The sequence below is a fragment of the Pseudolactococcus piscium genome (assembly GCF_002441695.1).
Taxonomy (GTDB): Bacteria; Bacillota; Bacilli; order Lactobacillales; family Streptococcaceae; genus Pseudolactococcus; species Pseudolactococcus piscium.
On the sequence record NZ_JXJW01000026.1, the window covers coordinates 1 to 20707 of the forward strand.

17 protein-coding genes are annotated in these 20707 nt (G+C 39.9%); 15 read left to right on the forward strand and 2 right to left on the reverse strand.

What is annotated here, in order from left to right; all coding sequences use genetic code 11:
* Positions 1–100: 100 nt before the first annotated feature.
* Positions 101–1027: an AraC family transcriptional regulator gene (locus RU86_RS10780; protein ID WP_096815310.1), complete on the reverse strand. Its 927-nt coding sequence runs from the start codon at positions 1025–1027 to the stop codon at positions 101–103.
* 295 nt (positions 1028–1322) lie between these two features.
* On the opposite strand from RU86_RS10780, the gene RU86_RS10785 reads away from it, so the two are divergent.
* The 14 genes from RU86_RS10785 to rnhB all read left to right on the forward strand — a co-directional run bounded on the left by RU86_RS10785 (position 1323) and on the right by rnhB (position 18446).
* Entirely contained in the window at positions 1323–2480 is a 1158-nt protein-coding gene (locus tag RU86_RS10785) for a substrate-binding domain-containing protein (protein ID WP_079506205.1), read from the forward strand.
* Positions 2481–2705: 225 nt separating this feature from the next.
* Positions 2706–4283 (forward strand): sugar ABC transporter ATP-binding protein, encoded by a 1578-nt coding sequence (locus RU86_RS10790; RefSeq protein ID WP_218839043.1) that lies wholly within the window; start codon positions 2706–2708, stop codon positions 4281–4283.
* A gap of 18 nt (positions 4284–4301) precedes the next feature.
* Positions 4302–5504 (forward strand): ABC transporter permease subunit, encoded by a 1203-nt coding sequence (locus RU86_RS10795; protein WP_096815311.1) that lies wholly within the window; start codon positions 4302–4304, stop codon positions 5502–5504.
* The gene (locus RU86_RS10800) at positions 5501–5719 is read left to right on the forward strand and encodes a hypothetical protein (RefSeq protein WP_047915553.1); all 219 of its coding nucleotides are present in this window, start codon (positions 5501–5503) and stop codon (positions 5717–5719) included. Before RU86_RS10795 ends, RU86_RS10800 begins: the two co-directional genes overlap by 4 nt.
* 74 nt (positions 5720–5793) lie before the next feature.
* Positions 5794–7383 carry a xylulokinase gene (locus RU86_RS10805; protein WP_096815312.1) on the forward strand — a complete coding sequence of 530 codons (1590 nt, stop codon included), beginning with the start codon at positions 5794–5796 and terminating at the stop codon, positions 7381–7383.
* Between the two features lie 17 nt (positions 7384–7400).
* Complete coding sequence (locus RU86_RS10810; protein ID WP_096815313.1) at positions 7401–8096, forward strand: L-ribulose-5-phosphate 4-epimerase; 696 nt, start codon at positions 7401–7403, stop codon at positions 8094–8096.
* 17 nt (positions 8097–8113) lie between these two features.
* Positions 8114–9538, forward strand: a complete 1425-nt coding sequence (gene araA, locus RU86_RS10815) for an L-arabinose isomerase (protein WP_096815314.1) — start codon at positions 8114–8116, stop codon at positions 9536–9538.
* A gap of 275 nt (positions 9539–9813) precedes the next feature.
* Complete coding sequence (xylA, locus tag RU86_RS10820; RefSeq protein WP_096815315.1) at positions 9814–11124, forward strand: xylose isomerase; 1311 nt, start codon at positions 9814–9816, stop codon at positions 11122–11124.
* A gap of 107 nt (positions 11125–11231) precedes the next feature.
* Entirely contained in the window at positions 11232–12872 is a 1641-nt protein-coding gene (locus RU86_RS10825) for a glycoside hydrolase family 43 protein (RefSeq protein WP_096815316.1), read from the forward strand.
* Between the two features lie 41 nt (positions 12873–12913).
* On the forward strand, positions 12914–14398 hold the full coding sequence (locus RU86_RS10830) for a sugar ABC transporter ATP-binding protein (protein WP_096815317.1): 1485 nt from the start codon (positions 12914–12916) through the stop codon (positions 14396–14398).
* Positions 14399–14403: 5 nt separating this feature from the next.
* A complete protein-coding gene (locus tag RU86_RS10835; protein WP_079506189.1) occupies positions 14404–15372 on the forward strand; it encodes an ABC transporter permease in 969 nt (322 codons plus the stop codon).
* A 122-nt stretch (positions 15373–15494) separates the two neighbouring features.
* A complete protein-coding gene (locus RU86_RS10840; RefSeq protein ID WP_096815318.1) occupies positions 15495–16526 on the forward strand; it encodes a sugar ABC transporter substrate-binding protein in 1032 nt (343 codons plus the stop codon).
* A 290-nt stretch (positions 16527–16816) separates the two neighbouring features.
* The gene (gene ylqF / locus RU86_RS10845) at positions 16817–17692 is read left to right on the forward strand and encodes a ribosome biogenesis GTPase YlqF (RefSeq protein ID WP_096815319.1); all 876 of its coding nucleotides are present in this window, start codon (positions 16817–16819) and stop codon (positions 17690–17692) included.
* Complete coding sequence (gene rnhB, locus RU86_RS10850; RefSeq protein ID WP_096815320.1) at positions 17679–18446, forward strand: ribonuclease HII; 768 nt, start codon at positions 17679–17681, stop codon at positions 18444–18446. The genes ylqF and rnhB overlap by 14 nt, the downstream gene beginning before the upstream one ends.
* Positions 18447–18450: 4 nt before the next feature.
* On the opposite strand, the gene RU86_RS10855 is transcribed toward rnhB, so the two are convergent.
* The gene (locus RU86_RS10855) at positions 18451–19197 is read right to left on the reverse strand and encodes a mechanosensitive ion channel family protein (protein WP_096815321.1); all 747 of its coding nucleotides are present in this window, start codon (positions 19195–19197) and stop codon (positions 18451–18453) included.
* A 134-nt stretch (positions 19198–19331) separates the two neighbouring features.
* Between RU86_RS10855 and RU86_RS10860 the strand changes: the two genes are divergently transcribed.
* Positions 19332–20360 (forward strand): branched-chain amino acid aminotransferase, encoded by a 1029-nt coding sequence (locus tag RU86_RS10860; RefSeq protein WP_096815322.1) that lies wholly within the window; start codon positions 19332–19334, stop codon positions 20358–20360.
* Positions 20361–20707 lie beyond the last annotated feature (347 nt).

Genomic DNA, 20707 nt, shown 5'->3' on the forward strand with positions numbered 1-20707 from the left:
CGAAATATGCCTTTTGTCTCCAGTCTGAACAGAAGATGCCTTCTGTTTTTTTTGTTGGCCATTATTCAGCATCATCATTATCAAGTTGCAGGTAGTTGACTTAAGTCGCACTTGGTCTAGCAGGTTTAGATTTGACTAATTTTAAGAGTTCATCTTCTCTATGATCAATGATATTATTTTCGTAAGTCAAAAAAGTCTGCCTAAACTCTGTTGGTGATACATTAAAATTTTTCTTGAATGCACGATCAAAGACCACCTGAGAATGGAAGCCAACTTCGTAGACAATATCAGTAATGGATAGGGAAGAATATAAGAGCAGTTGGACTGCCTGATTGAGACGAATTAGGATCAAGGCACGTTTGGGTGTCAGATTATATTGCTTTTTAAATAGCCTAATCAGATAACTCTGATCGATATGACAGTAGCTGGCGACCTCAGGAATCGAGATATCCTCAAAATAATTTTGAAAAAGATAACTCATGGCAGACTTAGCAATCGGATTAATCGTCGTTTCAGCAACCGGAAAGCTCACATAAGTATCGTTGATCGCGGCAATGATTGCCATAAACTCATATAAACAAGCGTTACGCTTTAAGGCATCTGAAAAACTATCCCCCTCGACCATAATAGCAGAAACGACATGATGATAGAGGCTTTCTATAACTTGTTTATCGGCATTAAAAGAAAAAGTTGTGGCAAAAGGGGAATTGGCCATAATTTCATATAAGACAGTCTCGTCACAAGAAAATCCGATCCAAACATAAGACCAAGGGGCAAGGCTATCGGACTGATAGGAAAAATAACTATCAGCTGGCAGAAAAAATACCCCACCCTTTTTTATTTTGTAAAGTTTATTATTGATTGATAAGGTCCCCTCCCCATCAAATACAACATGTATTTGGTGGGTTTTCTTCTTTAAAGGACCGACTGTGTGTAGGGGTAATGTCTGTGAAATACCTGAATACTCATAAATCAGGGGAGACTTGAGCCATTGATTACTAGAAATATCATAGATAGTATGTTCCATGATTTGATTATACCCTTTTCTATTGCTTAATGCCAAAAAATATTTCAGTTTAGATAGCTAATAAAAAAAACTAAGCCTTGTTTTTAGGGCTAAACCTTATATTTAAAGACATCAGGCTACTATCTAGTAATATGACAACATTAAACAAGTTACTTTTCTTAAATAGGATAGTCCAAAAAAAGTTTAGTTCTGCGCTAAAAAGGCTAAGCTAGCGTGAGCTGAATAGCTTAAACTTAACTTAGGTTCCAGATAGGAGCAAACCACAAACTATTATTCATTATAAAGGAGTTGTCAAATGAAATCTTGGAAAAAAGTCCTCACTGTAGGTGCTGTATTAGCAACCACCCTCATTGTGACGGGATGTAGTAGCTCACGCTCGACATCCTCGGATAAAAGTACAGACAAAAAGGAGAAACTAGTTTATATCTCAATGCCGACAGAAGCAGAAGAACGCTGGGTCAAGGATGGCAATGAGCTAAAAAAACAAATTAAGAAATCGGGTTACAAAGTTGACTTAACTTTTGCCCAGGATAAAGTTGAACAACAAAATTCCGATATCGAAAATGCAGTGAATAAAGGGGCAGCTATTATTGTGGTAGCAGCTAAAGATGGCTCTGCAGTAGGTCCTGCTGTAGAAAAAGCACGGGATGCTGGCGTAAAAGTCATCTCGTATGACCGCCTCATCTTAGATACGAAAGCAGTTGACTACTATGTTACTTTCCAATTAGAGAAAACAGGGGTATGGGAAGCAAATTATCTGATAGAAAAACTTGGTCTTGATAAAGGGAAAAAAGGACCATTCAATGTCGAGCTATTTACTGGTTCAGCTGATGATAACAATGCAAAATACTTCTTCAAAGGCGCTTGGGAATTATTACAACCTTATTTTGAAAGTGGCGCTCTAGTTAGCCCTTCAGGTAAGGTGACCAAAAACTTTAAACTTGAAAACTGGCAAGATATCTCAATTGATTCTTGGAAAATGGAAAAAGCGCAATCTGAAATGGAATCACGTCTTGCCAAATATAATGGCGGAAAAACACATCTGGATGCGGTACTTTCACCATATGATGGCATCTCAAAAGGTGTAATCAATGCGATTGAAGGACAAGGTATGCCTTGGAAACCAGGAACAGACCAATGGCCTTATATCACTGGTCAAGATGCAATGGTAACTGCTCTATCAGATATTCTTGATGGTAAACAAGGTGAAACAGTTTGGAAAGATACGCGTGCCTTAGCAACAAAAGTGGCTGAAGTTTGTGTGACGATACTGGATGGTAAAAAAGTGAAAACAACTGAGACGATGAATAACAACAAATTCGATGTCCCTTCTATCCTTTTAGACTCCAAATCAGTTACTAAAAATGGGGCTTCTGATGCAAAAGATACGATATCCGTTAAAGATGTTGTAGATAGTGGCTATGTAACAGCAGAAAAAGTTGGCTTGAAATAAGCCATCTCATAACGATTAACTAAGATGTTTAGTTAATCTGTTAGGGCACCTTCTTAAAACCGCTTGACATGCGTTTTGTGGTCATTTAAAAAAATCGACACAATCTTGATAGCCTGATGCGTATAAGTCTATTAAGATTACCGATGCATTTGAAAATGAACCTCAGACACAAGGCTGCGGTTTTAGAGGTGCTCTTTATATCTGAATCGTATTAGAAAGGTAGTAATGGGTATTTTAAAAAGTATTGATAAAAGTAAAAGACCAGTTGGTAGTGATGATATTATCCTTAAGATGAGCCACATTCGCAAAACATTTGGTCCAGTCATTGCACTAAAAGATGTCAGCTTGTCAGTTAAGCAAGGTCATATACATGCAATTTGTGGTGAGAATGGGGCTGGTAAATCGACACTGATGAATGTCTTATCAGGTGTCTATCCTCATGGCACCTATGATGGTCGAATTGAATATGATGGAAAAGAGGTCAAATACCAGTCATTACGAGATTCTGAAAAAGATGGGATTGTCATCATTCATCAAGAACTAGCGCTATCACCTTTTCTATCAATTGCAGAGAATATTTTTCTAGGAAATGAACAAAAAAAAGGATTTAAAATTGATTGGCATAAAACGCGTGAAAAAGCACTGGCCATCATGAAAAAAGTGGGACTTGATGAGAGCCCAGATACACCCATTAACCAAATTGGTGTTGGTAAGCAGCAACTTGTTGAAATTGCCAAAGCGATCAGTAAAGATGTGAAGGTATTGATACTGGATGAACCGACATCTGCCTTAAATGATGATGACTCGCTTCATCTCCTACAATTAATCGAAAATTTACGAGATGAAGCAGGTGTGTCATCTGTCATCATCTCACATAAACTCAATGAAATTAGTCTGATTGCGGATGAGGTAAGTATTATTCGAGATGGTGAATCGATTGGAGATGAAATCTTGATTGATGCGACACATCCGCTAGATGAAGAAATCCTGATTGCCAGAATGGTGGGCCGTACACTAGATAGTCGATATCCGCCTCGTGATAAGCGAATCGGAGAAGAAATGCTTGCTATCAAAGATTGGACGGTTTACCACCCTGAAGATCCTCAGCGTAAAATAGTCGATCAGTTAAGCTTAAACGTTAAGGCTGGTGAAATCATTGGCTTGGCTGGCTTAATGGGTTCCGGTCGAACAGAATTTGCCATGAGTTTTTTTGGGCAAGCATATGGGACGAAAATAAGCGGTGAAGTGCTCTTAAAAGGTAAAAAAGTATTCTTCCATAATGTTAATCAAGCCATTAAACATGGCATTGCTTATGTGTCAGAAGACAGGAAGACCTATGGCTTAAATCTACTACAAAACATCCGAGAAAATACGGTTTTAGCGGGCTTAAATCGAATATCAAATAAGTTTGGTGTCATTGATAAGCATCAAGAAATTATCAGTGCAGATGGCTTAAGACAGCACTTACATACGAAATCTTCTTCTATAGAAACCAATGTCAGCACCTTATCTGGTGGTAATCAACAAAAAGTGGTCTTTTCAAAATGGCTATTCAACTCACCAGATATTCTGATATTAGATGAGCCAACTCGAGGGATTGATGTCGGGGCAAAATATGAAATTTACGAAGCCATCAATTCACTTGCTGGCAATGGTAAAGCTGTCATCGTTATTTCTTCAGAACTACCTGAAATTCTAGGGATTTGCGACAGAATTTATACAATCAGTAATGGTAAGGTTACAGGATGCTTTGAAAAAGAAGCTGCGACACAAGAATCTTTGATGAAATACATGACACTATAAACGTTTAGGAGTAAAAAAATGAATAAAACAGGTCAAGAAGCTTCCTTCAAATCTTTGATTTCTCAAAATTTGAAGCAATATGGGATGATTGGTGCCTTGGTCGCACTCGTGGTCTTCTTCCAAATTTCAACAAATGGGTTATTACTATTACCTAACTCCTTTGTTGCTCTGATACAACAAAATGCTTATGTTTTAATTCTCTCCATGGGGATGGTGATGATTATTATTGCCACCCATATTGACCTATCTGTCGGTAGTCAAGTTGCCTTCATCGGTGGGATACTAGCCATTCTGATGGAAAAAATGCATGTCAATTGGGTCTTTGCCATTTTTGTTGCCATAGCGGTTGGCTTACTCATCGGTGCTTGGCACGGTTTCTGGGTTGCCTACGTCGGCATACCAGGCTTTATCACAACACTTGCGGGTATGTTATTATTTCGAGGTCTATCAACCATCTTAGTCGGTGAATCAGTTCCCATTAAATCGCAAGCCTATCGTAATATAGCTAAAGGCTACTTACCAAACGTACTTGGCTTTGCGGGTCCATTTGATGTGCTGACCCTTGTTATTGGGATCCTCATCATTGCCTTCATCATCTATTCAACACTGCGTAATATCAAGCGTGCAATCTCCGCAGGCATCACTCTATCAAGTAATGATAAAACACTGAAGTATATTACTGCTGGTGTTGGCATCATCGTCGTTGGCTTTGTTACCTACCTACTGGCACAATCTGGAAATGGAACAGAAGGTGGGATGCCGATTACTTTAGTTATCGTTGGTCTCTTGTTTGTCATGTATCACTTCATTACCACATCAACTGTTTTTGGTCGTCAAGTCTATGCAGTAGGTGGCAACCGTAAAGCAGCAACACTATCTGGTATTAACACGCGCTTAGTCGACTTCAAACTCTTTCTCCACATGGGATTCTTAGTATCGATTGCATCTATCGTTATGCTATCACGTTCAGCATCAGCAACAGCAGTTGCCGGACAAGAATTTGAGATGGATGCTATCGCTGCCTGTTTCATCGGTGGTACAGCTGTAACGGGTGGTGCGGGTACCATCCCTGGTGTAATGATTGGGTCAGCTGTTATGGGTGTACTGAATCAAGGTCTGTCATTACTAGGGGTATCGTCTGCATGGGTAAAAGCCATCAAAGGGTTGGTTCTGTTATTAGCAGTAGCCTTTGACATTATGTCTAAGAAGAAGAAAAGATGATGATTAATTGGAAAAAATACGCTAAATACCTATACCCAATTGGTGGCATCGGGGTGATATGGTGGGCAGTAACGTCAGTCATGTCTGAGTTAAAGCTAGGCACCATCGTTCAAAATAGCTTACCCTTAGCCATCCAACTCGCTTGCTGTCTAATCGTACTCGTTTTAATCATTAGACAATCTATTAGCCTATGGTTTTTATCAAGAAAAAATTAGGTGGTGAGTGGTCAAATTTGGCTAGGCTTAGGACGCATTAAGCAAGTCAGTCATTTGTTTGTATAGGAGGAAAGATGGGCAAGACGATAGAAAAAATAGTATCTGGTCAAACGTCATTAGGGATTGAGCTTGGCTCAACCCGAATCAAGTCAGTCCTAATTGACGATCAGTTTAAGGTTCTCGCTACAGGTAGCTTTGAATGGGAAAATCAATTAGTAGATGGGTTTTGGACTTATTCACTAGACCAGATTTGGCAGGGGATTCAGAAAAGCTACCAAGCTTTGACACGTGATGTCCAAGAAAAATATGGGACTAACTTAACCCACATCGGATCAATTGGTATTTCAGCGATGATGCATGGGTACCTGGCATTTGATCAAAAAGACGATCTATTAGTGCCGTTTCGTACCTGGAGAAATGCCAATACGACTCAGGCAGCTGCAGCATTATCAGAGTTATTTCAGTTTAATATACCAGAACGATGGAGTATCTCACATTTATATCAAGCCATGCTAGACAGAGAAGCACATGTTACAGATGTCCGCTATTTAACAACACTAGCAGGTTATGTACATTGGCAGTTAACAGGTGAGCGAGTATTAGGCATTGGTGATGCGTCAGGTATGTTTCCGATTGACGTTACGACAAAGCAGTATGCGCAAGAAAAAGTAGCAAAATTTGAAGGACTTATGTCTGCAAATTCGCTATCATATGGGCTATTAGACATACTACCCAAGGTACTCGTGGCTGGTGAAACTGCCGGGAGTTTGACAGCTCACGGGGCAAAGCTACTTGATTCAACCGGAAAGTTAAAGGCTGGCATACCATTTTGTCCTCCTGAAGGTGATGCTGGAACAGGAATGGTTGCGACCAACAGTATTGCCAAACGAAGGGGAAACGTTTCTGCGGGAACCTCTGCCTTTGCCATGCTTGTCCTAGAAAAAGACTTGCAGCACTATTATCCAGAAATAGATTTAGTGACAACACCTACAGGTAGTCTAGTAGCTATGGTCCACACCAATAATTGCTCATCAGAAATTAACGCTTGGGTGCATCTCTTTGAACAAGTTGCTCAAGTTACGGGTGTATCGATTACCAGAGATCAATTATTTGAAAAACTCTTTAAGGAAGCTTTAACAGGAGATAGTGATTGTGGTGGCTTACTTTCCTATGGTTATCATTCCGGTGAAAATATTACCAGGATACCTGAAGGACGACCACTTTTTGTCAGAAAGCCAACTGATGACTTTACTTTAGCAAATTTTATGCGCATGCAGTTGTTTTCCGCTTTTGCTGCCCTCAAAATAGGATTGGCTATTTTAAGGCAAGAGCAGGTAGAAATTGATCAGATTGTTGGTCATGGTGGCATCTTTAAAACAGCAGTCGTAGGCCAACAGATCCTCGCTGCAGCCATGCAAGCACCAGTCACAATAATGGAAAATGCTGGTGAAGGCGGCGCGTGGGGAATTGCAGTTTTAGCAAGTTTTTTAAGACAAACAGAAGAAAAAGACTTAGCGGTATTTTTAGATGACCTCGTCTTCTCAGATGTTGTGGGGACAACAATCGCCCCTGATTCATCAGATGTCATTGGCTTTAATCAGTATGTCAAAAACTATCAAAGAGGGTTAGCAATTGAAGCAGCTGCGATTGCGCAGTTAAGCTAGTCTAAGTGGAGGGAAATATGTTAGAGCAATTAAAAGAAAAAGTGTTTCAAGCCAATCTTGATTTACCCAAGCATGGGTTAGTTAAATATACTTGGGGAAATGTCTCTGAAGTTGATCGTGAGACGGGCTTATTTGTTATCAAACCAAGTGGTGTTGATTATGCCTCCTTAAAGGCAAGCGATATGATTGTTTGTGACCTTGAAGGACACGTAGTTGAGGGAGAGTTGAATCCATCATCTGATACCCCCACACATGCAGTCCTATATAAAGCCTATCCTGAGATAGGTGGGATTGTTCACACGCACTCTACTTGGGCAACGATTTGGGCGCAGGCTGGTTTAGATCTTCCAGCGATGGGCACGACGCATGCTGATACGTTCTATGGCTCAGTGCCATGTGCCAGATATTTGACGCAAGAAGAGCTTGATCAGGGGTATGAGGCGCAAACAGGTCAGGTGATTATCGATACATTTGCTGCGCGTGATCTAGACCCATCAGCAGTGCCAGGTATCTTACTTCATGGTCATGGTCCTTTTACATGGGGCAAAGATGCTAAGACAGCAGTGATGCATGCGGTCGTCTTAGAAGAAGTAGCTAAAATGAACTTGTTTACGCGAGAGTTAAATCATTTTGCAGAACCGTTACCACAGCACATATTGGATAAGCACTATCTGCGAAAACATGGCAAGCATGCTTACTATGGTCAAAAATAAAAAAGGGGAATATAAAAATGCTCGTAATTGATAAAAAAGAATTTTGGTTTGTGGTTGGCTCTCAACATTTATATGGCGAAGCAGCATTAGCCCAAGTAAAAAAAGACGCACAAGTGATCACAGATGGTTTAAATGATAGTGGCCGATTACCTTACCCAGTTGTCCTAAAAGAATTAGCAGTTTCGGCTGATGTGATCACACGTCTTATGAAAGAGGTCAATTATCAGGATGAGGTGGCAGGTGTTATCACATGGATGCACACCTTTTCACCTGCAAAAATGTGGATTCAAGGCACGAAGTTGTTACAAAAGCCCTTGCTACATTTGGCAACACAGTTCAATGAAACGATTCCATGGGAAACGATCGATATGGATTTTATGAATCTGAATCAATCAGCACACGGTGATCGTGAATATGGCTTTATTAACGCGCGGTTAAATAAACATAATAAAGTCGTCGTTGGCTATTGGCAACATGAAGCGATTCAGCAACAGATTGCAGACTGGATGGATATTGCAGTCGCCTTTAACGAAAGCTTGGCGATTAAAGTTGCCAGATTTGGTGATAACATGCGTCAGGTTGCCGTAACAGAGGGCGACAAGGTAGAAGCACAAATTCAATTTGGCTGGACGGTTGACTATTTTGGGATTGGTGATTTAGTTCAAGAAATTGATGCCGTAACTGATGATGAAGTTGATAGCTTGTTTAAAACTTATGAAAACCTGTATGACTTTGATTTTGGGACATATGAAGCAGCAACTTGGACAGCACATGTTAAAGTACAGGCAAAACAAGAAATTGGCCTGCGTCGCTTTTTAGAAAAAGGACAGTATACAGCTTTTACAACAAATTTTGAAGATCTATATGGTATGGCACAACTGCCTGGTCTTGCTGTGCAGCGCTTAATGGCAGAAGGATATGGTTTTGCAGGTGAAGGAGACTGGAAAACAGCAGCTATCGACCGCTTAATGAAGATTATGGCCAGAAATCAAAATACTGGCTTCATGGAAGATTACACATATGAACTAGCAGAAGGACAGGAAGCCATTCTACAATCACATATGATGGAAGTCGACCCAAGTCTAGCTAGTAATAAACCGAAAATTGTCGTCTCACCACTTTCTATGGGTAATCGACAAGATCCTGCGCGTCTGGTATTTGATGGTAAATCTGGTCAAGGTGTTGTTGTATCGATGATTGATTTTGGAACACACTATAAATTATTAATCAATGAAGTGACTGCTTTTGAGCCAACTGATCCAGCACCTCATCTGCCAGTTGCTAGAGTGATGTGGACACCAAAACCAAATTTCCATGACGGCATTAAACAATGGATTGAGTCGGGTGGTGGACACCATACTGTTGTCTCGCTTAATTTAACATGTGATCAGATTGAAACTTGGGCGAAATTAGTGAATTTAGAAACAATAGTCATCAAATAGGGGTGCCTCTTTAGTAGATGCCTAATCAGTAGCAGTAACTTTATTTTTAGTCTATACGAGCTATAACACTCAGTATTAGCAACCATGTCAAGCATTATCTTGACATGGTTTTTTAGTCACTATTAAATAGCAAAAGTTCTTAAATATTTTTTTCAAAAAATGCTTGACAAAGTATTTGAAAACGGTTACAATGAATGAGTCGAGTTAGTTCGCCGAACGAACTTTCTTTTGAAAAACTTATTGACTCGTAAAAGACGAGTAGGAGGAAGCGCAAGATGACATATTTTCCAGAGATTGAACACATTCAATACGAGGGTGTAGACACAAAAAATCCTTTTGCATTTAGACACTACAACCCTGAGGAAGTGGTTGCAGGCAAGACGATGAAAGAACATCTCCGCTTTGCCATTGCCTACTGGCATACCATGACACAAGATGGCTCAGACCCCTTTGGTAGTGCAACTAATCAACGGCCTTGGTTTGGTGAGACAGCCCTCGAAACAGCGAAAAATCGTGTTGAGGCTTTCTTTGAAATCCTGGTAAAACTAGATGCCCCTTACTTTTGTTTCCATGATATCGACATCGCACCAGAAGGAGAGTCGCTAGCAGAATTCTTTGATAATCTAGATATCATCACTGATCTGATCAAAGAAAAGATGGATGAAACGGGCATTAAACTCCTTTGGAACACAGCTAATCTATTTTCAAATCCGCGTTTTGTCAATGGTGCCGGGTCATCAAATAATGCTGATGTCTTTGCTTACTCAGCAGCGCAAATCAAAAAAGGCTTGGATATCTCTAAAAAATTAGGCGGTGAAAACTATGTCTTCTGGGGTGGTCGTGAAGGCTATGAGTCCTTGTTAAATACCGATATGGCCCTTGAACAAGACAATATCGCCCGGCTCTTTAAAATGGCGATTGCCTATGGTGAAAAAATTGGTCACAAACCGCAATTCTTGATTGAGCCGAAACCAAAAGAACCGATGAAACACCAATATGATTTTGATGCGGCAACAGCGCTTGCCTTCATCTTGAAGTATAACTTGCAAGGCGATTTCAAACTCAATTTGGAAGGCAACCATGCGACATTAGCTGGTCATACATTTGAGCATGAATTAACTGTCGCTCGGATCAATGATGCGCTTGGCTCTATCGATGCTAACCAAGGAGATGTCTTACTTGGCTGGGACACAGATGAGTTTCCGACAAATGTTTTAGACACAACGCTTGTCATGGTTGAAATTTTGGAAAATGATGGTCTGGCACCTGGTGGCATTAACTTCGACTCAAAAGTGCGTCGCTCATCATTTGCGGCTGAGGATTTGTTCCTGGCACATATTGCAGGATTTGATACCTTTGCACGCGGCTTGAAAGGTGCAGCGGCGATTCGAGAGGATCAGTTCTTGTCGGATTTAAAAGCCAAACGATATGCCAGCTATCAAACAGGCATTGGTGCCAACATTTTAGCTGACAAAGAAGACCTTGAGTCCTTGACTGCCTACTCGCTAGAGCATGGTGGGGAAATTACAAATGCGTCAAGTCATATTGAACTCGTCAAATCACATCTGAATGATTACTTGGTTTGATTGACTTAAGTAACTAAATCCTGTCCTAAACATATAGAGTAGTTGAGGTAAGAGGCCTACAACTACTTGATTATGTTTAGGAAATATAAAGATAAAGAGAGACAAAAATGAAGCTTAAGAATCCAGTATTGCCAGGGTTTAATGCAGATCCATCTATTATCCGTGTTGCAGATACTTATTATATCGCAACCTCGACTTTTGAATGGTTTCCGGGCGTCAGAATTCACACATCAAAAGATTTGATTAATTGGCAATTAGTGGCACATCCGCTTAGTACAGTTGACTTACTTGATATGAGAGGGAATCCTGCCTCTGGAGGGATCTGGGCACCTGATTTATCTTATTTTGATGGCACTTTTTGGTTGGTCTATACAGACACCAAAATAACAGATGGTGCTTTCAAAGATGTGACCAACTATCTGACAACAGCACCGTCGATTAATGGCCCGTGGTCAGCTCCCATTAAGCTTAATGGGGTCGGATTTGATGCCTCCCTTTTCCATGATGATGATGGTAGGAAGTACCTGATTCAACAGACTTGGGATCACCGTGAATATAGACATCCGTTTAACGGCATTACCTTAACCGAATTTGACTTAACTACTAAACGCTTAATGCCAGAAACTGCCAGAACTATCTACCGAGGCACTGCAGTAAAATTAGTCGAAGGACCGCATATCTATAAGATAGCTGGCTATTATTATCTGTTTGCTGCACAAGGCGGTACGCTTTATACGCATGAAGAAGTGGTTGCACGCGCGACAAGTCTAAATGCACTAGCCTTTGAGACACAACCCGGTCAAGCATTTTTAACCAATTTTGATACACCTTATCATGAGATTCAAAAGCAAGGACACGGTAGTTTAGTGAATACACCTGGTGGAGAATGGTATTATGCTTCCTTATGTGGTCGTCCTTGGCATCATGAAAATGAAAGCATAACAGATCCACGTGGCTGGTGTACCTTGGGACGTGAAACAGCCATTCAAAAAGTGGAATGGGATGCGCATGGTTGGCCACATATTATCGGAGGTCATGGGGGTCTTAGCGAAGTTGACGCACCAAAAGATGGCATTCCGACGATAGCAGACAAGCGCAATCAGTATAACAACTTTGATGATGCGCAACTTGATCACAACTTTAATACCTTACGTGTCCCATTTGATAAAAAAATGGGCAACATAAATGATGAGGCACCAGGTCATTTAAGATTATATGGGCAAGGCTCACTTGAAAACTTTTTTGATCTCTCTCTTGTTGCCCGTCGCTGGCAAGATTTCAACTTTAACGCTGAAACAAAGGTTAGATTTAATCCTAAGACCTATCAAGCCATGGCTGGATTGACTAATTACTACAACCATCAGCATTATTCCTGGATATTTATTACCTGGAACGAACTGAATGGGCCAGTGATAGAGGTTGCGCAAAATAATCGTGGCCAGTATACCTCTTTTCTGAAAGATGATGCCATCAAAATACCTGACGGGTGTGAGTATGTGTGGTTCAGAACAAAAAATCGTAAACAGACCTATACCTATGAATACTCCTTTGATGGTAAATCTTACATCAAGCTACCCATTATACTAGATGCAGCCATTCTATCTGATGACTATGTTAACCAAACCATGGGTGGCTTCTTCACAGGTGCATTTGTTGGTTTAGCCGCAGTGGATTATTCAGGCTACCGGACACCGGCAGATTTTGATTACTTTAATTATGAAGCGCTTGAAGATAGAGATAGGACTTAAATCAGCTAAATTTAGCACAGGAAAAGTTAGGAGATTGCTATATGGAGACTTTGTTTTCAATGACAGGTATTGAAAAAAGTTTTGGAAAAGTAACTGTTTTACGTGGGTGTCAGTTAACCGTTAATAAGGGAGAAATCCATGCCTTGATGGGTGAAAATGGGGCTGGAAAGTCGACATTAATGAACATTTTGGGTGGTGTTTTCCCAAAAGACTCTGGGAAAATCATTTATGAAGGCAAAGAAATGAAAACCCTTACACCTGATATTGCTGAAAAACTAGGGATTGGCTTTGTACATCAAGAACTCAATTTGGCAGAAGACATAACAGTTGCTGAAAATGTGTATATCGCAAGGTTGCCCTATAAAAATAAGCTACTCGGCATTATTGATTGGAAAAAGTTAAATCAAGATACACAAGCCTACCTCAATATTTTAGGTGCGACATTTAAGCCAACTGATAAAGTTGTCTCACTATCAACAGCCAACAAACAATTAGTTGAAATTGCTAAGGCCTTAAGCTTGAATGCAAAAGTCATTATCTTTGATGAACCGACCACGTCATTGTCAAATGCCGATGTTGAGGTCTTGTTCATCGTGATACGTGCTTTACGTGATAAAGGGATCTCTAGTGTGTATATTTCACATAGGATGGCTGAAATATTTGAGCTTTGTGAGCGAATCACGATCATGAGAGACGGTGCCTATATTAGTACTGACCGGGTTCAAGATTTGACGAATGATGAAATCATTCAAAAATTAGTTGGTCGTTCTCTAGATAATCTTTACCCAAGAGATCCCACAGAGATTGGTCAGATCCATTTTGAAGCAAAACAGATAACGGATAAAAAGCACTTTTTGAAACCTATCTCATTTGTCGCTAGACAAGGAGAAGTCGTCGGATTTGCAGGACTAGTCGGAAGTGGTAGAACGGAAATCATGCGCTTATTATTTGGTGCAGATAAGTTAGCCAGTGGCAGTATCTGGATAGCTGGTAAGCAAGTATCGATTAAGTCACCAGTTGATGCGATCGCAAATGGGATATGTTTACTGACAGAGGATAGAAAACACCAAGGTCTGGCACAAGGACTATCTATTAAAGATAATATTTGTGTGACAAATCTTAAAAGTTTTAGATTGAACCACAAAGAAATGGACCGTGTTGCGGATCGCTACATTAAAGAGGTAACGATCAAAGTTGCTGATAAACTGCTACCTGCTTCGTCCTTATCTGGTGGTAATCAGCAGAAGGTCGTCTTGGCCAAGTGGCTGAATTCAAACAGTGACATCTATATTTTTGATGAACCAACAAAGGGCATTGATGTCGGGGCAAAATCAGAAATCTATCAAATCATCAATAACCTTGCTAAACAAGGGAAAACGATTATTATCGTGTCGTCTGAAATTCCTGAATTATTAGGGGTGACGGATAGAATTTATGTGGTCAGAGAAGGAAAAATCACAGGCGAATTAACGACCAGTGAAGCGACACAAGAAAATATTATGACTTATGCAACAATGGAGGGGTAACAAACATGCCAGAAACAACCAGTAAATTTAATATCCAATCACTTTTCTTGAAATATTCCGTCTATCTCGTGCTCGTCATTTTATTAGCCTATTTCTCAGTTGCTAACACAAATTTTTTGAGCATCGGTAATATCGGTAACTTTTTTAGACAAATTCCAACAGTTGGTATTTTGACCATTGGCTATACCATGATCTTAATTACAGGCTATGTCGATTTATCCATTGCCTCTATCGCAGCCTTTTCAGGCACAGCAGCTGTCTATCTGTCAACTAAAGGACTGCCTGCTCCAGTAGTCATCATCTTAGCTTTACTGATTGGTGGGTCATTTGGCGCAATTAATGGGCTTTTGATCAAAAAATTAGACTTACCATCATTTATCCTAACGCTTGGCACAAACTATGTGATTCGTGGGATTATCATGTTCATCACAAATGGGATTTATGTCACCGGTGCACCAGATTGGTTTACCAAGATTTCCACCTCAAAGATTTTCGGGAATGTCATCTTTTCAAACACAATCATCTTTGTATTACTTGTCTTAATCTTTGCCTACGTCATGAAGCATACACGTTTTGGTAAATATTGCTATGTGGTCGGCTCAAACCCTGAAGCAGCAAGACTATCAGGTATCAATACGGATAGACATGTTGTCAAAGTCTTTATTATCGAAGGCATGCTAGCAGCTGGTGCAGGTATCCTGTTAATGGCCAACTTAAATGTCGGCGGTCCAAATGAGGGCCAAGGTCTAGATGGGCTAGCCATGGCAGCTGCTATCATGGGTGGTACATCATTTGCTGGTGGTGTCGGGACAGTTGGCGGTGCCATTGTCGGTATTCTCACCCTTCAAGTCTTTACAAATGGTCTTGCGATTATGGGGGTCAATGCCTTCATGCAGAATGCTGTCACCGGTGGTGTCATCATTCTTGCCATCATAGTAGACTATTTCCGTCGTTTAGCTGAAAAGCATGCCTAATCGGTCACGTACAGATCAAATTTTGACAGTTAACTTTAAGGACACCTCTTAAAATACCAGACACAAATTTGCGATTTTAGCGGTGTACTTATGTATATCATAACTTAATAGGAGAACCTAACATGAAAAAATCTAAGCTAATTTTAGCCCTTGCAGTAGCTGCAGCAGCCTTAACTTTTACGACAGCTTGTAGTAATAATGCGTCAAAGGATACAGCGACTAAAAATGGTAAAAAGACACTCTATTTTATCCCTATCGTAGATACAGGTGCTTATTGGAGCCCGATGAAACGTGGTGCAGAAGAGACAGCAGAGAAACTCGGCTACAATATCGTTGTCAAAACTAGTCCACCTGCAGAGGCACAAAAGAATGAAAAACATATTGGTTTCATAAAAGAAGCGATTGCCAATAAGGCAGCAGGCATAGCCATCTCACCTATTGAGCAAAATATGTTTAAGAATCCAATTATTGAAGCAAAAGATGCAAAAATCCCGGTCATCACTTTTGATGCTGACTTGAAAGATCCGAAGAACAGGACAGCTTATGTGGGAACAGATAACACACTAGCTGGTGCAGATCTTGGTAAACAAGCGGCTAAAAAAATGAAGGCTGATGGTATCACCAAAGGCACGATTTCTATCGTATGTGTCGATCGTGCACAACCGACGATGATTCTCCGCGAAAAAGGTGTCAAAGCGGGCTTTAAAGAAGTCATGGGCGATGATGCTAATAACTTCAAGTGGTTGGAAACAATTCAAGACAAGGACCAAGCAGCAGTTTCTAAAGAACAATTAGAAGGACAACTGACCGCTAACAAAGATTTGGTTACAGTCTTCTCTTTGGGATCAGAAGGACCAGATGTAGGCGTTATGGAGGCAATCAAGTCTCAAGGCAAAGCAGGAAAAGTGCTTCACTTTGGATTTGACTATACACCTACTTGGGAAAAAGGCATTGATAATGGGCTAATTACGGGCATTGTCGACCAAGATGCCTACAATATCGGTGTACAAGTGATCAAAAACCTTGACAAGACAGTTAAAGGTGAAAAAATTGATTCAACTATACCAATTGATGTGAAATATGTGGAAGCAAAAGATATCGTCTCATATGGTAAAGAAAAAGAAAAACAAATGACAAAAGAAACAAAAGACTAAGCGACAAGTTAAAAATGATGTTCGAGAGTGAACATCATTTTTTCGTCCTTTCGTATATCTGCTTATAGCCAAAACGTTGGATAAACGCTATCTTGATAGCCTAGACGTCAGTCCAATGATAAAGCACCTGAAAATAAGTGAAAAATATGGTAAAATTGATAAGTCATCGTATGTCAATTTTATGTATTTTAAGGTGAAGTTGATATCGTGTTCAAGATAACTAACGATAAAGATAAAATGTAAGAGAAATACTGAAACGACAAGTTTCAGTAAATAAGGAGTAATAACACATGGTAATCATCCAATGGTTCCCTGGTCATATGTCAAAAGCACGTCGACAAGTTCAGGAAAATTTAAAACATGTTGATTTGGTCATGGAACTAGTAGATGCTAGATTGCCATTATCAAGTCGAAATCCGATGTTAGATAAAATCATCGGCACAAAGCCACGTCTTGTTATCATTAACAAAAAAGACTTGGGTAACGACTTAGAAACGCAAAAATGGGTTCATTATTTTGAAGCACAGGGGATTTTAGCTGTAAAGATCAATTCAAAAGAGCAACAAACAGTCAAAAAATTGACCAAGGCAGCCAGACTAGTCCTAGCTGATAAATTACAGCGTGCGAGTGAACGTGGTATCCAAAACAAAGCGATCAGAACGATGATTATCGGCATTCCAAATGTCGGTAAGTCAACCTTGATGAACCGCTTAGCTGGGAGAAAAAGTGCCATCACTGGTAACCGACCTGGTGTCACAAAAGGTCAACAATGGCTGAAGACAAATGAAGAACTCGAAATTTTAGATACACCAGGTATCTTATGGCCTAAGTTTGAGGATCAAACAATTGGTTTGAAATTGGCCTTAACAGGTGCCATAAAAGATGACTTGATTCCCAAAGATGAAATCACGATCTTTGGCTTAACCTTCTTTAGCAAACATTTTCCAAATGAGCTAAAGGGTCGCTATAACTTAACAGATGATGACCTAGAGCTTACTGTCGTTGACTTAATCATGCTACTAACTAAGAAATACGGCTTCAGAGATGACTATGACCGGTTTTATGATCTCTTTATAAAAGAGGTTAGGGACGGTAAATTAGGGACGTATACACTTGATATTGTATCAGAAATGATGCAAAAGGATGACGAAGATGGCGACGATTAAGGAGATTGATGCGCGCTTAACAGCCATTGATGAGGTCTCAGACCCATTATTTGATACCTTATCCCAGGATACACGTCAAGGTGTTCAAAAGCTAATCATCAAACGTAAGCGACAACTTCAAGCAATAATTGATGAAGATAAACGACTGGATCAATTACTAGCCTATGAACAAGAACTTTACATAAATAATATTATGTTAATCGCCGGCATAGATGAAGTTGGCCGTGGGCCATTAGCAGGTCCAGTTGTGACCGCAGCAGTGATTTTACCAGAAAATTGTAAGATTGCGGGCTTGAATGACAGTAAACAGATTCCAAAATCACAGCATCAGAAAATATATGATGCCGTGATGGCAGTCGCCCTATCAGTTGGTATTGGGATCGTTGATAACCATCAGATAGACCAGGTGAATATCTATGAGGCGACAAAGCTTGCCATGTTAGCAGCCATTGATCATCTTGACGTACGACCACAGCATTTGCTAGTTGATGCCATGACATTAGCAATCGATATCCCGCAAACCTCACTGATAAAAGGAGATGCCAAGTCGATGTCAATCGCTGCAGCATCGATTGTTGCTAAAGTGACACGTGATAAAATGATGGCTGACTACGATAGCCAATATCCTGGTTATGATTTTTCGCATAATGCGGGATATGGTACAAAAAAACATCTGCAAGCACTTGATAGACAAGGTTTCACAGATATTCATCGTCGGTCATTTGAACCCATTAAATCCATGATTAATGACTAAGAGATTAGTCATTTTTTTCATAGTATTGGGTCATTATTTTTGCTTGTTGTGTTGAAATATCGGCATAATCACCAGTTAACTTACTCCGTAGATAGACTGTGTAATCAATCGTTATCATACCCACAAATTCAGCATTTGGATTGGTTTGATTGACTGTCATCATCCTATCTTTAAGTTGATCAACTGTGTCAAGTGTCACTGGTACATCCAAATATAAGGTATTTGTCATGCGTGACAAATTGGCCAGCGCCATGATGTGGCGATTAGGGACAAAGATGAGTGAGCCAGTCGCACTGGTCAAGGTCAAAGATCTGATGCCGATCACACTGACCTTTCCGGTGACCTCTAGGTTCTTAAAGTAAACGGTATCGCCTACATTAACCTGGTGCTCTACAATGATAAAGAAGCCATTAATGATATCGCTCATCAGATCTCGACCAGCGAAGCCCAGTGCAACACCGATAATCCCAGCACCAGTCAATAGCCTAGCAACTGGTAGACCAAAAATAGCTAAAATCGTATAGATATAAAGGAAGACAGTGACGTATTGAAAAATAGAGGAGATGAGACGTGATAGCGTCAGTATACGGGCATTATCTGCCACATTGATGCGGCTATAATTATCAAATAAATGTCTAATGATAACTTTTAGAATCCGATAAAAAATATAAAATAAAACAGTTGCAAGGGCGAGTAGTATCAGTTTTTCTAATACCGTATCTATGTAGGTATCAATATGTAAAAATTTCAAGTGCTATCTCCAAATTAATAATTTTCAGAAAATTGTAGTAAATTCTTGCAAAAATCTGTAAAAAGTACTAAAATAAGTATAACAAATTTTTAGGAAAGATGGGTTTTTATAATCCATAAGAGATGTGGACGTTTATGACGATTGATATTGACTGGGAAAATCTTGGCTTTAATTATATGAAATTACCTTACCGTTTTGTTACCCATTACAAGAATGGACAATGGGAGGCAGGGCAGTTAACTGAGGATGCTACTTTGCATCTATCAGAGTCCTCTCCAGCCCTACATTACGGTCAACAAGCTTTTGAAGGCTTGAAAGCTTATAGAACCAAATCTGGTGATATTCAGCTTTTTAGACCCGATGAAAATGCTGCACGTCTGCAAAAGACTGCGGATCGTTTGATGATGCCTCAGGTCCCAACTGATTTATTTGTCTCTGCAGTCAAATCAGTCGTTAAAGCGAATCATGAGTATGTGCCACCTTATACAAGTGGCGGTAGTCTCTATCTGCGTCCTTTACTAATCGGTGTCGGTGATATTATCGGTGTGCAACCAGCTCAAGAATACATCTTTACTGTGTTTGCTATGCCTGTCGGTAGCTATTTCAAGGGTGGTTTAACGCCAACTAACTTTATCGTCTCACGTGACTTTGACCGAGCTGCACCACATGGTACTGGCGCAGCCAAAGTAGGCGGTAACTACGCAGGTAGTTTATTGCCAGGCAAACAAGCACATGATGCTGGTTATTCTGATGTCATCTATCTTGATCCAGCAACACATACTAAAATAGAAGAAGTCGGTTCAGCTAACTTCTTTGGTATCACCAAAGATAATGAATTTGTGACACCACTTAGTCCGTCTATTCTACCGTCAATTACTAAGTATTCATTACTTTACCTAGCAGAGCATCGTCTAGGACTTAAAGCGATAGAAGGCGATGTTGTCATAGCTGATCTTGACCGTTTTTCCGAAGCAGGTGCATGTGGTACGGCAGCAGTCATCTCACCAATCGCAGGTATCCAAAATGGTGATGACTATCATGTTTTCTACAGTGAAACTGAAGTTGGCCCGATTACGCAGAAACTTTACGACGAACTAGTCGGTATCCAAAAAGGGGATGTCCTTGCCCCAGAAGGTTGGATAGATAAGGTTGAACTAGATTAACATGATCAACTAACTAAATCACTTTACATAATAAAAAATATGTAACAATTACAGTGCTTAGACTTTCCTAGGCACTTTTTTTGCATCAAATTAATCAACTTTCCTAGTAATAGAAAAAAAAGAAGTTTGCTTGCCATCATGAGCTTGTTTTATAATGACTATATCAAATGATGAAAAGGCTAGGCACAAATCATAACTTAACATATCCAGCTCGAAAGTTTAGTTAATGAAATTAAGCTTATTAAATTAATCATAAACACTAACACAATCGTGAAGATACGAAAAAACATTAAATAAATTGTTTTTTTAAGGTTGGTAGTGTTATAATAAATGTAACTAATTAAGAA

What these genes read in the sequence shown, in the direction of transcription:
- rnhB (WP_096815320.1), top strand. Translation starts at nt 17,679, where the DNA reads ATGGCGACGATTAAGGAGATTGATGCGCGCTTAACAGCCATTGATGAG.
- RU86_RS10825 (WP_096815316.1), top strand. Translation starts at nt 11,232, where the DNA reads ATGAAGCTTAAGAATCCAGTATTGCCAGGGTTTAATGCAGATCCATCT.
- RU86_RS10810 (WP_096815313.1), top strand. Translation starts at nt 7,401, where the DNA reads ATGTTAGAGCAATTAAAAGAAAAAGTGTTTCAAGCCAATCTTGATTTA.
- RU86_RS10830 (WP_096815317.1), top strand. Translation starts at nt 12,914, where the DNA reads ATGGAGACTTTGTTTTCAATGACAGGTATTGAAAAAAGTTTTGGAAAA.
- RU86_RS10805 (WP_096815312.1), top strand. Translation starts at nt 5,794, where the DNA reads ATGGGCAAGACGATAGAAAAAATAGTATCTGGTCAAACGTCATTAGGG.
- RU86_RS10800 (WP_047915553.1), top strand. Translation starts at nt 5,501, where the DNA reads ATGATGATTAATTGGAAAAAATACGCTAAATACCTATACCCAATTGGT.
- RU86_RS10795 (WP_096815311.1), top strand. Translation starts at nt 4,302, where the DNA reads ATGAATAAAACAGGTCAAGAAGCTTCCTTCAAATCTTTGATTTCTCAA.
- RU86_RS10790 (WP_218839043.1), top strand. Translation starts at nt 2,706, where the DNA reads ATGGGTATTTTAAAAAGTATTGATAAAAGTAAAAGACCAGTTGGTAGT.
- xylA (WP_096815315.1), top strand. Translation starts at nt 9,814, where the DNA reads ATGACATATTTTCCAGAGATTGAACACATTCAATACGAGGGTGTAGAC.
- RU86_RS10835 (WP_079506189.1), top strand. Translation starts at nt 14,404, where the DNA reads ATGCCAGAAACAACCAGTAAATTTAATATCCAATCACTTTTCTTGAAA.
- araA (WP_096815314.1), top strand. Translation starts at nt 8,114, where the DNA reads ATGCTCGTAATTGATAAAAAAGAATTTTGGTTTGTGGTTGGCTCTCAA.
- RU86_RS10840 (WP_096815318.1), top strand. Translation starts at nt 15,495, where the DNA reads ATGAAAAAATCTAAGCTAATTTTAGCCCTTGCAGTAGCTGCAGCAGCC.
- ylqF (WP_096815319.1), top strand. Translation starts at nt 16,817, where the DNA reads ATGGTAATCATCCAATGGTTCCCTGGTCATATGTCAAAAGCACGTCGA.
- RU86_RS10780 (WP_096815310.1), bottom strand. Translation starts at nt 1,027, where the DNA reads ATGGAACATACTATCTATGATATTTCTAGTAATCAATGGCTCAAGTCT.
- RU86_RS10785 (WP_079506205.1), top strand. Translation starts at nt 1,323, where the DNA reads ATGAAATCTTGGAAAAAAGTCCTCACTGTAGGTGCTGTATTAGCAACC.
- RU86_RS10860 (WP_096815322.1), top strand. Translation starts at nt 19,332, where the DNA reads ATGACGATTGATATTGACTGGGAAAATCTTGGCTTTAATTATATGAAA.